Below are 13,435 nucleotides of genomic sequence, written 5' to 3'. Positions count from 1 at the left end.
CCAAACAAAGGGAAATGCTGGATAAAAAGAAAATACTTTAAAAAGTATAATAACGATAACTGGCGTTTTATGACAAGTAACAAGATACATCTTATTATACACAGCGATCATGTTATTAAACGACATATCAAAGTGCAAAAAACCAGATCTCCATATGATGGTGATTGGGTATATTGGGGTAATCGTCTTAGAGAAATACCAGATAAGCCATCGAGAGTAATAAAACTATTGAAGTTACAACAAAGTAAATGCGGTAATTGTAGACTATGGTTTGAAAGTGATGATATAATAGAAATACATCATAAAGACCGGAATAGACGAAACAATATGATCAAAAATTTATCTTTGTTACATGGGCATTGTCACGATGAATTACACAGGAGGTGTGCATGACAAGCACCAAATTAGAGAGAAGCCGTATGAGGCGCAAAGTCTCACGTACGGTTTTGAAGTCGAGTGAGGAGGGGCGACCTTCTTCACTTAGACAACAGTATGCAGATGAAACTACAGATGAAGACCTAAGGAATATAGCAGAAAAATCACCAATAATAAAGTTAGCCTACGATGAATTAGACAGGTTTAGCTGGAATGAAAAAGATTTAGTAGCATATGAAGAAAGAATAATGGATCTGCGGAAAGAAGAAGCCATTCTTGAATACAAACTTGAGGAAGGTATAGAGAAAGGAAAAATCGAAGTTGCAAAAAATTTACTTAAAGCTGGTGTATCTGTTAATTTAATAGCTGAATCCACTGGCCTTTCTCAAGCTGAAATTGTACAGCTTAAGCAAGAAGTGGCCTAAGTATCACGTTTTTCAGGGCTTTTTTAGCTCGGCAGTGGTCTGAAAAGTCCATTTTTCACTTTATAAAATGTTTATATTTTACCACCTACTTTATTTGAATAAGTTCTTCTGCCACACTCTGAACGGATACTTGAATCAGGCTCAAGTTGACAAGTAGATGTTATCTTGTTATAATAAATATTTATTAATTTAATCTTAACTTAAGAGGGTATTTATGGTAGCAAGTGATAGTGTTTTAAAAGGGTATGCGTTAGCCTATATAAAGAAATTAGGTAATAATAATAATATTGAAGGGTTTCTACAGTATTGTAATAATACACCGAATTTAACTTGGAGCAAGGAGAATTTTAAAAATGTGTATGAAGAATTTACACATCCAAATTCAAGCAATAGGCACGATACAGGAAGCAGAAATGATCAATATAACGCAGGGAATAACGCACAACCTACAGGCTCTCAGATTACACATATACATGTACACAATAGAGGTTGAGACTTTTGGGATTATTTGCTATTACAATGCTGGATGGATTCTTTATTCGGTGGACGTGGTCACACTACGGTTAATAATATAACGAATATTAACAATGGTAATACCACTCATCAAGGGAGAAAAGAGAATAAAAAAGAATCAGAAGACAGTAGAAAGCTGTTAGCTTTGGGTATAGTAGCTGCAGTTGTGTGTGTTGCTTTCCATGCTGGTATGTGTTTTTGGTATAACAGCAGCAGAAAAGTGGCTAGAAAAGAAGAAAAAATAGATTACCTGGATAGTAAATTTAAAACGTTCAGAAATATAGAATTTGCGGTTGGCGTTGTTTCTTTGGCAGCTTTGGTAGCTTGTGCTGTTTACCCAGTCTTACCAGTGTGGGGTTTAGCTATCCTTGGCGTTAATTCTCTCGTATGTTTTGCTGGTGGTTTAGCTTTTCATATGAAGCATGAGGAAGAATTAGAAAATATCGAGAAAGCTAAAGGAGCGGTAGATAGCTGTCTTAGACAAGGGTATGGTTATGGAGATTCTTCTCGTTATGATGCACCACCTCCTTACTTTTCTCAAGATCCTAATACTACTCCAACTGCTCCTCCTTGTAGTGAATTTGATAATTCTAATGCGAAACGGCAGTTTGAGAATTGTGAGGGGTTCACGTATGATAGAAATCAATAGTTTTATTTTTAGCCAAATTAATTGAATCAAGCTACAAAACCTGCTAAAGTTAACTTTGTGAAAGCACCCTTAGCTCAGTTGGATTAGAGCATTTGACTACGGATCAAAAGGTCGGGCGTTCAAGTCGCTCAGGGTGCACCACATTTTATAGGAAACAGAAGTCACACTTGAAATTAATATATGTAATACCTATCTTTAAAGGTTAAGCACTAAACTATTATATATGAGCAAAAAAGACTACTATGATCTGCTGGAAGTAGGCAGAAATGCCAGTATTGATGAGATAAAAAAAGCGTATAAAAAATTAGCATTAAAATATCATCCTGATAGAAATCCTGGCAATCAAGAAGCAGAGGAAAAATTTAAAGAAGTAACAGCTGCATATGAAGTTCTGTCTGACTCTGAGAAAAGGGCAGGCTATGACCGTTATGGCCACGAAGGTGCTTCTGGTGGATTTCAAGGCTTTAGCTCTGCAGGAGATTTTAGCGACATATTCAATGACTTCTTTGGTGGAGGATTCGGTGGTGGTGCAAGTAGAGCGAGAGCAAAAAGAAGTACAACAGGAGTATCTGGAGCAGACCTACGTTATGATCTTGAAATTACCTTAGAAGATGCATTTAAAGGAATACAAGCGCCTATACATTATATGACAAATGTAAAATGTGATACATGCCAAGGCACAGGTGGCGAAGGAGCAATTAAACCAGTTCAGTGCCACACATGCCAGGGAAGCGGTAGGATTAGAACTCAACAAGGCTTTTTTACCATCGAAAGAACATGTACTACATGCTATGGGGAAGGAGAAATAATACAAAACAAATGTAAGAAATGTGGTGGAAGTGGACGTAGAAGAGATGAAGTAAATATATCCGTTTCAATTCCAAAAGGCATAGAAGAAGGAGCTAAGGTAAGGATAAGTGGTAAAGGAGAAGCTGGAACAAAAGGTGGAAAAAGTGGAGATTTATACGTATACGTGAAAATAATTTTCCATAAAATCTTTGCTAGAAATAAAGCAGATTTACACTGTAAAGTGCCTATAAGAATGACATTAGCAGTGCTTGGTGGTGAAATCGATATTCAATCAATTGATGGAGCTAAAATAAAAGTAAAGGTCCCTGAAGGCACTCAAACTGGTACCAAACTACGTTGTAGGGAAAAGGGTATGCCATATATGAACTCACATGCTCGTGGTGATTTATACGTACAGGTAATAGTTGAGACTTTAAATCCAAAAAATTTAACTAAAAAGCAAATTGAACTATTAAAAGCGCTTGAAGAAGAGGAAAATGCAAGTGTACAACAGCAATCTGAAGGGTTTTTTAGTAAAGTAAAAAAAAAATAAGAAATCTGCTAAATGACATTAAAAGGGGTAACTGTTTACGGGTTTTCATTTAATCCTGCAATTCTTTGACCTTATTAATGGGAAACTTAACAATAGTGTTATTATTAGCCAACAGAAACTTCTTAGTTCCTTAAAACTATGTAAAAGCAATAAATTTCTTTATTTAAGGTCGAAGTTTTGCTATTCTCAGGTTTTAATAATTTAAATTTAATGAATATAAACAAAAATGAGTTTTTATTTCTTCCGCTTGGGGGAGTAGGAAGAATCGGGATGAATGTTAGCCTATATCATTACCAAGGTAAGTGGATTATGATCGACCTTGGTGTTGGTTTTGCAGATGAAACTATGCCAGGTGTTGAGCTGCTCATTGCTGATATAGATTTTATTGCTCAAAGAAAAAAAGATTTACTTGGAATAATAATTACACATGCACATGAGGACCACTGCGGTGCAGTGCCCCACTTGTGGGAAGAGTTGCAGTGCTCCATATATACAACAAAGTTTACGGTTAATTTTCTTAAAGAGAAACTAAAAGAATTTCGATTGGAAGGTATAGTGCCTGTGAAAGAGGTAGACATAAATGGCAGCATAAATTTGGGTCCTTTTACCGTCGAGTTTATAAATGTAACTCATTCAATTCCTGAGGCAAATTCAATATTAATTAGCACTGAAATGGGTAGTGCACTCCATACCGGAGACTGGAAATTTGATCCAAAACCTGTTGTTGGATTAACTTCTAATATGGAGCGTCTAAAAGAAATTGGCGATAAAGGTGACCTGCTTGCAGCAATTTGCGATTCAACCAATATATTAAGCAAGCATCACCCTGAGTCAGAAGGTGAAATTTATAATAATATTTATAACATAATAAAGCGGTCTAAAAAATTAGTTGCTGTTTCGCTATTCGCTTCAAATGTGGCACGAATTGAAACGATAAGCCAAGCTGCAAAAGCACTAAATAGAAAAGTAGTTTTACTTGGTAGATCTTTATGGAGAATAGTGAAAGTTGCGCAAGATAGTGGTTATTTAACTGATTCTCCTCAGTTTCTTGAAGCAAAGGAAGCAGTAAATTTTCCAAGGGAAGAACTGGTGCTACTTTGCACAGGTTGTCAAGGTGAGCCACTGGCAGCTACCGCAAGACTTGCTGCTAAGAGTCATCAAGCATTTAAAATGCAGCAAGGTGATACCATGATCTTTTCGTCAAAAATCATTCCTGGAAATGAAACTCGTGCGCACAACATGCTCAATGCCTTTATTGAGATGGGGGTAGAAGTTATTACTGAAAAAACAGAGCATGTTCATGCTTCTGGGCATCCAACAAGAGAAGAGCTAAAGGAAATGTATTCTTTAATAAAACCGAAGATGTCTATTCCAGTTCACGGCGAATATATTCACACGCATGCACATGTAAAATTTGCTAAAGAGTGCGGTGTGGCAAAAGCAATAATGATTGCACCAGGTGATATTGTTAATTTGGAGAACGGAGGAAAGGTTGATTCAATTGATGTTGACTACTTTGGTATTGATGGTATGTTGCTACGTCATCCGGAGAGCAGTGTTATAAAAATGCGTAAAAGAATGAGAGATGCCGGAGTTATTGTGGTAACAGCAGTTGTAAACAAGAAAAATAAATTGCTTGCTAAACCAAAAGTATTTGTACCTGGTGTTTTTGAAGTGCTAGAAGATGCAGCTACCATACAGAAAATTGTCAAGAAAGTTGAGTCGTTGTTTAGTTTGCAGCCAACAAAAAAAATTAAAAATAAGATTGAAAGTTCAATATTGAGTATCTTAAAGGAATATTTACTAAAAAGGCCTATAATTGAGGTTCAGATAGAACAGGTATGAAATGAATGAAGCTATTCGTTCATCTGGTGTTATTTATTTCGTTATTTATTCCTTATTTTACAAAAGCTGCTTTATATGTTGATATAAAAAAAAGCAGTGTTGGTAACATTGGTCTTGTTGTATCTAAATGTACATGTAAAACAGCGTTGGAAAGCGAATTAAGCGAAAATATTGCAAAGGTAATAGGAACAAATTTATCTAATTGTGGCTTATTTAATGTAAAACGTGGCGCGGAAGCTGAACCTAAATCTTGGAAAAGCGATACTGTAGTCACAGTAAGTTTAAGCGAAATATCTGGTAGTGCATTAGAGCTATCATTTCGTTTATTTGACGCTTTTACAAAAAGAGAATTACTTACTCAGTCAGTTGTTTTTCCAGCAAAAGACTGGAGAAAAATTGGTCACCTCGTTTCGGATGTGATACATGATAGATTAATTGGTGAGAAAGGGCACTTCAACACAAAAATCACGTATATCGCTGAAGAAAAAGATAGCAACTACAAATCTGTCCGTAAAATTGCTGTGATGAATCAAGATGGAAGTAATATAAAATACTTAACAAATGGCGATAGATTTGTGTCAACACCGAGATTCTCACCAAATGGAAAGGGTATTGTTTATATCTCGTACGCAAATGGTAAAAGTTATATAATATTAAAAAATTTAAAAGATAACACTGAATCAATAATCAGCGCATTTGAAGGAGTTGTTTCTGCACCAAGATTTTCTCCCGATGGTAAATCTCTTTTAATTTCCCACTCATTGGGTGGTGAAACGAATATATTATCTTTGGATTTAAGTAGTAAACGAACAAAAAAAATTACTAAAGGTTCAGCTATAAGCACTTCTCCCTCTTTTTCTCCAGATCAAAAGTATATGGCTTTTAGTTCTGATATAAGTGGGAGTCAGCAACTGTACGTTATCGATTTTACTAACAAAAGTAAAAAACCTAAAAGAATTAGTTTTGGAAGTGGAAGATATGCTACGCCTGTTTGGTCGCCAAAAGGAGATCTGATAGCTTTTACAAAGATTCAGTCAGGAAAATTTTACATAGGAGTTATGAAGCCAGATGGCAAAGAAGAACGTCTGCTTTCAGAGGGGCATAAAATTGAATCCCCGGCATGGTTACCAAATGGTAGAGAAATCATTTTTACAAGAACAGAATCACCAAGCAACTCTAAACTATATTTAGTAGACTTAGTAAAGAAAAATCAAAAAATGGTTTCCACTCCCACAAATGCTTCTTTACCGGATTGGTCTTATTTTTGAAAGTAGATCTATTATAGATTTGATATGAGCCTTATTTTACTTTAATTGCTTATAACCTTTGGCACTACGAAATACCCATGCTCAGGTTTTGTATTGGACAATATCTCTTTTTTAATGTTTTGAGAATTTATAACATCATCGCGTACATGAATGTCCTTGTCTATGCTGCCATAACGCATAGGAGAAACACCTTCAGTATTAACTTGCAATAAAGTATCATGTATCCAATCCAGCATTGTCAGTTCTTTGGAGTAGTGATCAATCTCGTCATTTGATAACTTAATCCTTACAAGCTGTGCAATTTTAAGCATTTCTTCTTTGGTAATTGTTATTTTTCTCTTATTTGCAAATTCTATTAGTGAAGTAATAACGTCTTCTGTTGACTTAGCTGGCATCTTTACCTCCTTGGATAAAGTGAGTTAAAATATCTACGACCGAAACAACTTCTATTTTACCAGTTTTTTCAAATTTGTGAAGTATGGTATCCGTAATCACTAATTTATCTAAAGAAGAGGAAGAAATTTTCTCAACTGCACTTCCTGAAAGCACGCCATGTGTGATGCATGAAATTACGGACTTTGCTCCGTGGCCTTTTAAAGCAAGAGCTGCATTACACAATGTTCCACCAGAGTCAACTATATCATCAACAATGACACAATTTTTATTTGCAACTTCTCCTATTATGTTCATTACTTGAGATGTGCCTGCTTTCTCCCTATATTTATCTACTACAATAATCTTATCATTTAACCCTATCTTGTACTTTTCCTCTAAAGTCTTTGCAAAAGCACGTGCTCTGCCAATTGCTCCAACATCAGGTGCAACAATTGCCAAATTTTCTGTGTGTATAGAGTCAACAAATGCTTCAAAGCAGTTCAAATTAGTTATCGGTACATCAAAGAATCCTTCAATTTGACTTGAGTGCAAATCAATAACTGCAACGCTACTTGCACCTGCAGTTTGAATAAGATTTGCAACTAATTTGGCACTTAAAGCAGACTGCACATTATTGTTCTTGATAATTCTATCTTGCCTGCTATATCCATAATAAGGGATAATTACTACTATCCTTTTGGCTCCTAATCTATTTACTGCATCAATTATAAGCAGAAGCTCCATAAGATTATCATTCACAGGGGGAGAAAGAGATTGTATTATATATACTTCTTGATTATATAGATCATTTGCTACTTCTACATTTACCTCACCATCGGTAAACTTTGATATCCAAGCAGAGGATGGTTGAACATCTAGCCGGTTAACTACTGATTCCCCTAATTCCTTACTAGCATTACCTATTATTATCTTCATAACGCACTAATTGAGTTTTTAAGATTATACAGAAATTGTGAAATAATTGAAATGTAAGTGTCTTTATCTAGCATTCTTGTCGGTGAATTAGATACCTCTTGTACAATGACCTGTCATTTTCACGCGTTGTTTCAATATATAGACCCAAATTGAAACAACTATACAAAATCCTGCTTATGTTTCAAGATAAATGACTTTAATGAAATATAATTTATCTAGTCATTTGTATCTGCTAACATACTACACTTCCCATTGTAGAGCCTCTGCAACTTACTGAAATTTATAATCGCTTTATAAAAAGCTTTATACTCTTTGCTTAATTGGAGGCGCTACCTCTGCACTTTCTGCTCTGTCTAGGGTACTACTTGGTTTTTCTGCAGTAATTTTTTGAATGCTACCATCTACCTTATTCTTGATATCTGCTCCATATGATCTTAATACTTCAATAGCTTTCTCGTTTCCACTATTCAGCGCAATATCCAAAGCATCCATTCCATCATTATTTTTGTGGTTGATAAAATTCTCTAACTCAAAGATTTTTATATATTGCTCAATGATGAATTCTACCACTTTTCCAGGGCAATTATTAGCGGCAGGAAAGAGTACTGCATTGTTATTATTGTCTTTCTTTGTTACATCTGCTTTGAGCTTGTCTATCAAATACTTGATAATTTCTATTCTGCTATCATCTTCTGCTTCAGTGCACTGCCTAGCAGCTAAAAACAGAGCTGTTCGCCCATTATTGTCCACATCTTCAATATCTTGTCCCTTATCAATTAAGGCTTGTATTATATTTTTGTTCCCATATAAAGCAGCAAAGTGAAGAGGAGTATACCCTTCGGTACTTTCTCTTTCATTAATCAATGCACCATGGCTAGCTAGTAATTCTATAAATTCTGGCGTATTTGCAAAAACTGCAAAGTGCATTGGTGTTAGATCATCTTTACCATGATTTTGAGTTTTTGCATTAACGTTTGCTCCATTTTTTATCAGCAATTTTGCTATTTCTAATTGTTTGCGTCCGATGGCAATATGCAGTAGCGTACGATTGCGTTCATAATGATCATTGACGTTTGTGCCACATTTTATTAGTAGTTCTGCAGCTTCAATATTACCTTCCTGAATTGCAACGTATAAGGAAGCATATCCATCTTTTGTTTCCTCTGTCATACGAAATTGCAAACATGTTAGTTCATATATTATTAAGGATTATTATTAAGTTTTTATTAATACAATATTAATGTAGCGGGATGACGAGCTTATCGTCATCCCGCCGCGAACCGTCATACCGCCGCGGTATCTCTAGATCCCGCTGCGGGATGACGATTGTCGTTTAGCCATAAATATTTAAGAAATTTACCAAATGAAAAAAAAGGCAAAAGAAGCCCTGGGGTTATTATCTGCTTTAAAATATTGGCGTTTTTTATGTTTTAAACGCTTGACAAGCAAGATTTAGCTGCTTTTAATTGCAACTCACCTATGCTGCAAATGTTTAAGAAATTTACCAAGCAGAAAAAAAGACAAAGAATCCCCGAATTAGCTAGTCTTTTACTATCTCTGTCGAGTATTGGCATTTTTTGATGTCTTGTAACGCTTTATAAGCGCGTTCAGCTTATTTAGATAAAAATCTAGATGTAGATGAAGTTTTATAAAGACATACAGTATCTATATACTGCAAAAAATTGAACATAAGACGCCGATACATTAAGTAATCCTTACCTTTTAATCTGCAGATTGGCGAAAGCAAATACAATAGCTTCAGTTTCATGATAAGGGCGCTGGCGGAGTTTGTCAAGGAAGTTTTTCGTTTCTGTGAACCACCTGCTAACCGACAGCTAACATTAACTACCGATATCGTATCTGAAGAAGCCCCCTGGCCATTCTAAAAAATTTAATGCTGAGTACACCTTACTTTTGGCTTCCTCTATAGTGCTCCCTTCTGCTACTATATTTAGCACTCTTCCGCCATCGGAAACTAAGTTACCACTTTCATCGAATTTAGTACCAGCATGAAACACCAACACACCAGGAATGCTTTCAATCTTATCTAATCCTTTAATTACTTCTCCCTTTTGATAATCACCCGGATAGCCTTTACTTGCAACAACTACACAAACTGTAGATTTGTTGTTAAGTTCCACCATTTTGACATTTAACTTTCCTTCTGCAACTGACAACATCAATTTTAACAAATCGCAATTTGAATCAAATCTAGGTAATATAGATTGCGTTTCTGGATCACCGAATCTAACGTTATACTCGAGAAGTTTTGGGCTATCTTTGCAAATCATTAAACCAGCAAAGAGTACTCCTTTATAAGACGTACCCATGTTAACCAATGCTTGAGCTGTAGGGTATATTATTTTTTGGATAATTTTTTGCTCCATGTCCTTACTTATAATTGAAGGTGATGAGTACGACCCCATACCTCCAGTATTTTGGCTTTCATTACTTTCATCAACTCTCTTATAATCTTTTGCACACCCAAGAGTTACTACTTTCAACCCATCAATAAGAGCAAAAAAACTTACTTCTTCTCCAACTAAAAACTCTTCTATGATTATTTCTTCACCTGATTCACCAAATTTTTTCTCCACTAGCATTGAATTTATTGCTGAAAAAGCTTCGCTTTCTGTATTACATATAACCACCCCTTTTCCTGCTGCAATTCCATTTGCTTTCACTACAAGTGGAAACTTTATTTTATTGCTACGTACAAAATCTTTAGCTAACCCTTCATCAACAAAACACTCGTACTTGGCAGTTGGTATACCATATCGCTTACATAGTCCCTTGGTGAAAGACTTCGATCCCTCAAGTTTTGCAGTTGCTTGACTTGGAGCAAAAACATTTATTCCCTCTGCAACTAAATCATCAGCAAGCCCATCCATTATTGGTTGTTCTGGACCAATAACAACCAACTCTATATTTTCTCTCTTGCAAAATTGTGTAACATCCACTGAATTTTGAATATTTACATCCACAAGAGCCCCAAGATCTTTCATAGCTTGGCGACCAGGAGTTACATATAACTCAGTCAAGATAGGAGATTTTTTTAGAGCCCAAAGTAGAGCGTGCTCACGCCCACCAGAACCTATAACCAGAACCTTCATCTTTATTTCCTCGCTTTTCTATATGTCAAAATTATTATTTGCTTATAACAGTATCATTACTCATGTATTTTTGCAACACGTTTGGTATTGCAATCGACCCGTCAGAATTTTGATAATTCTCCATTATGGCAATAATCGTTCTTCCTATAGCTAAAGCTGAGCCGTTTAAAGTGTGAATATATTTTTTCATCTTTTTATCAGTTTCTGAAGAGTATTTAGCGTTCATCCTTCTTGCTTGAAATGCACCACAATTTGAGCAGCTTGATATTTCTCTATATTTATTTTGCCCAGGTAACCATACCTCTATGTCATAAGTCCTTTGTGCAACAAAACCCATATCGCCACTGCAAAGCAGCATTACTCTGTATGGCAATTCTAATTTTTTTAATATCTCTTCAGCAACACTCGTCATACGCTCAAGCTCATCATTTGATTGGTCTTCAGTTGTGATGCTTACCAACTCCACTTTACCAAATTGGTGTTGCCTTATCATGCCCCTGGTATCGCGACCTGCACTACCTGCTTCTTTACGAAAGCACTCCGAATATGCAGTAAAGCGAATAGGCAGTTCTTTTTCTTCCATTATTTTGTCAGCAACTAAATTTGTTAAAAACACTTCACTTGTGGGAATCAACCTCAATTCGTCGGTAGTTAAATACGAATCGTCAGAAAATTTCGGTAGCTGACCAACATTATACATAGCTTCGTTTTTCACCAAAGCCGGGTGGTACACCTCAGTATAGCCAAATTCATTAACATGCATTTCAAGCATACAATTTATTAGCGCTCGTCCAAGCTTAGCTAACTGTCCTTTTAATATCGTAAATCTTGATCCGGAAATTCTCGCCGCTTGTTCGAAGTCCATTAAACCTAATTTTTCTCCGAGTTCATAATGAGATTCTGGTACAAAATCAAACTGTCTTTTTCCTCCATATCTTCTCACCTCTAAATTAGAGTTCTCATCTGCGCCTATTGGCACATCTTGCGCAGGAATATTCGGCAAGTTAGATAAAACATTCACTAACTTATCCTTTTCTGCTTGTTCTTTTAAGCTGATTGCCTCTATCTCATTTGTGATGCTTTTTGACAACTCTATTTGCTCTTCACAGGGGCTCTTGCTCATTTTAAGCTTTTTTATTTCCTCTGTGATTTCATTGCGCTGCCTATTCAAATCCTGCAGTTTAGTGGTTAATGATCTTTTCTCGTGATCGATTTCTAATATCTCTTCCGCAGTAGATTCTCTAATTCCCCTGCTTTTCATTGCCTTTTCAAATCCTTCAGGGTTTTTGCGTATATATTCTATATCGTGCATATATTGTGCTATTACTAACATTGTTACTGTACTCCAAAAGCTCTTAATATTCAATATATTCTCATACTACTAAAATTATTATGGTTGATTTTTTTGTTAGAATTTGTTTAAATTTAATTAACTTAGCGTTCATAGGGTGTAGTATGTTGGGCATTACAAAAAATAATCAGAAAGAGAGCACTTACTTTGCTGGTGAGAAATTCGTTATCTACGCTACTTGTGTATGCCTAGCCGCCACATTCGCTGCTGGCTGTTTAGGGGCGGTAATAGGATCCCCTCTATTGACCTTTCCACTTGCTATGCTCATCTCTAACCCCGTAGTTTGGGTTTTAATGGGAACAATTCTTACAGTAGCATACAAAATGGTTGTTGAACCTTTATTTTACTTAGCGAAGGGTTATATTAATGGAAAAAGAGCAAGTCAAGGTGAGCAAAAAACTCCAGATGAGGATAGTGGTATTTTTCCTGGACCAGATAATGAAGATGGGTCAACTGTTTCAGAGAACAGTAGTCGCAGAAGTGCTATTGCTTCAAAAGATAGTGGTTTGGGTGGTAAAGAGTTTCATGAAAATTTGGACACTCTTGTGCATCAGACAAACAGAGGAAATTATGCTTACTGGTTATGTGATGATGACATTACACATATTGCAAGAGTTGTGTATGGGTACTCACAAAGTGAACATAGTAATAATAATGTCTATTTTCTTGCTCCTAGCTATTCTAATGGTTGGGAAGAACTCACAAAAGAATTTCTTCAGAATTATAGAGGTAAATTAAAACAAAATTCTAAATTGATATTTACTTCGGTTCTTCATATTAACAACAATCATTGGGTAACTTTGGTTATTAAACCTGATGCAGGTGATAAAAAATTTAGAGCTTATTACTGTGACTCATTTGGTAATCAATTGCCAGATAATGTGCTAAATATTGTTAAAAGAGAACTGCAAAAAGAGGAATGGGTATTAGACATAAGAATTTCCCCAACTAAGCAGCAAAGTGACGGGTATAACTGTGGAATATTTGCGTTAGAAAATGCTCATAAAATTACACAAATGCTTAACGAAGACAAATCATTTGACGAAATTGACAAAAAGTTATCAGAATATAAATTTGATTTGAATGAGAAAAGAGAAGAATTTACAAGAGCGCTTATGGAAGATGAGAAATGTAAGGAAGATCTAAGAAATCGTAAGCGTCCGCCAAGGACGAAAACATCTCAGTCTTCTATTTCAAGGGAGAATGCAAGTTTGTGTTGCATTATGTAATCAATGAAAAATTA

The 13,435-nt window shown here is 35.6% G+C and carries 12 protein-coding genes, 1 tRNA gene and 1 pseudogene; 9 read left to right on the top strand and 5 right to left on the bottom strand.

Annotated features, from left to right (window positions below; translation table 11 throughout):
- From OZD64_RS05350 to OZD64_RS05315, 8 genes and pseudogenes are all read left to right on the top strand, one after another.
- A partial coding sequence (locus tag OZD64_RS05350) for an HNH endonuclease signature motif containing protein (RefSeq protein ID WP_274979023.1) occupies positions 1-393 on the top strand: 393 nt, incomplete at its 5' end.
- 95 nt (positions 394-488) lie between these two features.
- Positions 489-800, top strand: a pseudogene (locus OZD64_RS05345) (Rpn family recombination-promoting nuclease/putative transposase); the annotation flags it as partial.
- A gap of 214 nt (positions 801-1,014) precedes the next feature.
- Positions 1,015-1,293 carry a hypothetical protein gene (locus OZD64_RS05340; RefSeq protein ID WP_080717597.1) on the top strand — a complete coding sequence of 93 codons (279 nt, stop codon included), beginning with the start codon at positions 1,015-1,017 and terminating at the stop codon, positions 1,291-1,293.
- Positions 1,294-1,308: 15 nt separating this feature from the next.
- On the top strand, positions 1,309-1,962 hold the full coding sequence (locus tag OZD64_RS05335; RefSeq protein ID WP_274999462.1) for a hypothetical protein: 654 nt from the start codon (positions 1,309-1,311) through the stop codon (positions 1,960-1,962).
- A 63-nt stretch (positions 1,963-2,025) separates the two neighbouring features.
- A tRNA-Arg gene (locus OZD64_RS05330) sits at positions 2,026-2,103 on the top strand.
- Between the two features lie 82 nt (positions 2,104-2,185).
- Positions 2,186-3,304: a molecular chaperone DnaJ gene (gene dnaJ / locus OZD64_RS05325; protein WP_274999461.1), complete on the top strand. Its 1,119-nt coding sequence runs from the start codon at positions 2,186-2,188 to the stop codon at positions 3,302-3,304.
- 210 nt (positions 3,305-3,514) lie between these two features.
- Positions 3,515-5,149, top strand: a complete 1,635-nt coding sequence (locus tag OZD64_RS05320; protein ID WP_038198529.1) for a ribonuclease J — start codon at positions 3,515-3,517, stop codon at positions 5,147-5,149.
- A 5-nt stretch (positions 5,150-5,154) separates the two neighbouring features.
- Positions 5,155-6,417: a protein TolB gene (locus OZD64_RS05315; RefSeq protein WP_274999460.1), complete on the top strand. Its 1,263-nt coding sequence runs from the start codon at positions 5,155-5,157 to the stop codon at positions 6,415-6,417.
- Between the two features lie 41 nt (positions 6,418-6,458).
- Here the strand turns inward: OZD64_RS05315 and gatC are convergent, their stop codons facing one another.
- The 5 genes from gatC to serS form a co-directional block, all read right to left on the bottom strand.
- Positions 6,459-6,812, bottom strand: coding sequence for an Asp-tRNA(Asn)/Glu-tRNA(Gln) amidotransferase subunit GatC (gatC, locus tag OZD64_RS05310; RefSeq protein WP_010962323.1), 354 nt, complete (start codon positions 6,810-6,812; stop codon positions 6,459-6,461).
- A complete protein-coding gene (locus tag OZD64_RS05305; protein WP_010962322.1) occupies positions 6,802-7,728 on the bottom strand; it encodes a ribose-phosphate diphosphokinase in 927 nt (308 codons plus the stop codon). Before OZD64_RS05305 ends, gatC begins: the two co-directional genes overlap by 11 nt.
- A 303-nt stretch (positions 7,729-8,031) precedes the next feature.
- Positions 8,032-8,898: an ankyrin repeat domain-containing protein gene (locus OZD64_RS05300; protein ID WP_274999459.1), complete on the bottom strand. Its 867-nt coding sequence runs from the start codon at positions 8,896-8,898 to the stop codon at positions 8,032-8,034.
- 671 nt (positions 8,899-9,569) lie between these two features.
- Positions 9,570-10,841, bottom strand: a complete 1,272-nt coding sequence (gene purD / locus OZD64_RS05295) for a phosphoribosylamine--glycine ligase (RefSeq protein ID WP_038198520.1) — start codon at positions 10,839-10,841, stop codon at positions 9,570-9,572.
- Between the two features lie 34 nt (positions 10,842-10,875).
- A complete protein-coding gene (serS, locus tag OZD64_RS05290) occupies positions 10,876-12,153 on the bottom strand; it encodes a serine--tRNA ligase (RefSeq protein WP_274999458.1) in 1,278 nt (425 codons plus the stop codon).
- A gap of 143 nt (positions 12,154-12,296) precedes the next feature.
- Here serS and OZD64_RS05285 point away from each other — a divergent pair, with 143 nt between their 5' ends.
- Positions 12,297-13,421, top strand: coding sequence for a Ulp1 family isopeptidase (locus OZD64_RS05285; protein WP_274999457.1), 1,125 nt, complete (start codon positions 12,297-12,299; stop codon positions 13,419-13,421).
- The last annotated feature ends 14 nt before the right edge of the window (positions 13,422-13,435 follow it).

The sequence above is a fragment of the Wolbachia endosymbiont of Drosophila tristis genome (assembly GCF_028981745.1).
GTDB lineage: Bacteria > Pseudomonadota > Alphaproteobacteria > Rickettsiales > Anaplasmataceae > Wolbachia > Wolbachia pipientis.
Note: the sequence above shows the minus strand (reverse complement) of the source record. Positions and strands in the feature narration are given on the sequence as shown.

What these genes read in the sequence shown, in the direction of transcription:
- serS (WP_274999458.1), bottom strand. Translation starts at nt 12,153, where the DNA reads ATGCACGATATAGAATATATACGCAAAAACCCTGAAGGATTTGAAAAG.
- OZD64_RS05300 (WP_274999459.1), bottom strand. Translation starts at nt 8,898, where the DNA reads ATGACAGAGGAAACAAAAGATGGATATGCTTCCTTATACGTTGCAATT.
- OZD64_RS05285 (WP_274999457.1), top strand. Translation starts at nt 12,297, where the DNA reads ATGTTGGGCATTACAAAAAATAATCAGAAAGAGAGCACTTACTTTGCT.
- purD (WP_038198520.1), bottom strand. Translation starts at nt 10,841, where the DNA reads ATGAAGGTTCTGGTTATAGGTTCTGGTGGGCGTGAGCACGCTCTACTT.
- dnaJ (WP_274999461.1), top strand. Translation starts at nt 2,186, where the DNA reads ATGAGCAAAAAAGACTACTATGATCTGCTGGAAGTAGGCAGAAATGCC.
- OZD64_RS05320 (WP_038198529.1), top strand. Translation starts at nt 3,515, where the DNA reads ATGAATATAAACAAAAATGAGTTTTTATTTCTTCCGCTTGGGGGAGTA.
- gatC (WP_010962323.1), bottom strand. Translation starts at nt 6,812, where the DNA reads ATGCCAGCTAAGTCAACAGAAGACGTTATTACTTCACTAATAGAATTT.
- OZD64_RS05340 (WP_080717597.1), top strand. Translation starts at nt 1,015, where the DNA reads ATGGTAGCAAGTGATAGTGTTTTAAAAGGGTATGCGTTAGCCTATATA.
- OZD64_RS05305 (WP_010962322.1), bottom strand. Translation starts at nt 7,728, where the DNA reads ATGAAGATAATAATAGGTAATGCTAGTAAGGAATTAGGGGAATCAGTA.
- OZD64_RS05315 (WP_274999460.1), top strand. Translation starts at nt 5,155, where the DNA reads ATGAAGCTATTCGTTCATCTGGTGTTATTTATTTCGTTATTTATTCCT.